The 270-nt window shown below is 49.3% G+C and carries 1 protein-coding gene; it reads right to left on the bottom strand.

What is annotated here, in order from left to right:
- Positions 1 to 270, bottom strand: a 270-nt coding sequence (locus E3E29_RS11605) for a hypothetical protein (RefSeq protein WP_167911129.1), incomplete at both ends; no start/stop codon positions are given.

Raw genomic sequence — 270 nt, 5'->3', positions numbered from 1 at the left:
CTCCAGTCTTGTGGTGTAACCGTGTAAGTGTCGCTTCCAACCTGGTGACCATTGTAGGTTGCGATAACGTTGAAGGTCATAGCATCCTCTGGGTTAGTAATCGGAATCCCGATAACCTGCCCGTTGACAACGCCAGTGCGGTTGTTTCCGTTAATGCTAACGTTCACTGGCACGCTCGGACCGTTAACATGCACGGTAACATAGAGCATGTTGTCAACGTACTTGTACACAGTACCATTCGTAGCAAAGTCGAACGAAACATCCCAGCTG

The organism is Thermococcus sp. Bubb.Bath (genome assembly GCF_012027595.1).
Taxonomy (GTDB): Archaea; Methanobacteriota_B; Thermococci; order Thermococcales; family Thermococcaceae; genus Thermococcus.
The sequence above is the reverse complement of the archived record's forward strand: the minus strand, read 5'-3'. Positions and strand labels throughout refer to the sequence as shown.